At 61.5% G+C, this 273-nt stretch carries 1 pseudogene; it reads right to left on the bottom strand.

The window, feature by feature from the left end:
- Nucleotides 1-252: pseudogene (locus ABG80_RS04520) on the bottom strand (protein rep); the annotation flags it as partial.
- Nucleotides 253-273: the final 21 nt, after the last annotated feature.

Raw genomic sequence — 273 nt, 5'->3', positions numbered from 1 at the left:
CGGCACCTCGACACCTCGGAAGCACCCAGCAGAACCAAGAAGGCGTTTCCCCTTGAGCGTCTGAAAGGCATGCCATGTATCGGCAACCGGCTGATCGCTGAACTTGACGGCGTACTTGAAAACCTCCATGAACCCCGCGGCGGGATCTCCAACGATGGGCCGCACATCAACGATGAAGCTGTCCCCGGTGATCTGGTGCCAATCCCGCGACAAGCGCTCCTGGCTGGGCTCGACCTCGGCCAAGGCGATCATGTGCAGGTGCGGGTGCCACTG

The organism is Aquabacterium parvum, assembly GCF_001447195.1.
GTDB classification, from domain to species: domain Bacteria; phylum Pseudomonadota; class Gammaproteobacteria; order Burkholderiales; family Burkholderiaceae_C; genus Aquabacterium; species Aquabacterium parvum.
Note: the sequence above shows the minus strand (reverse complement) of the source record. Positions and strands in the feature narration are given on the sequence as shown.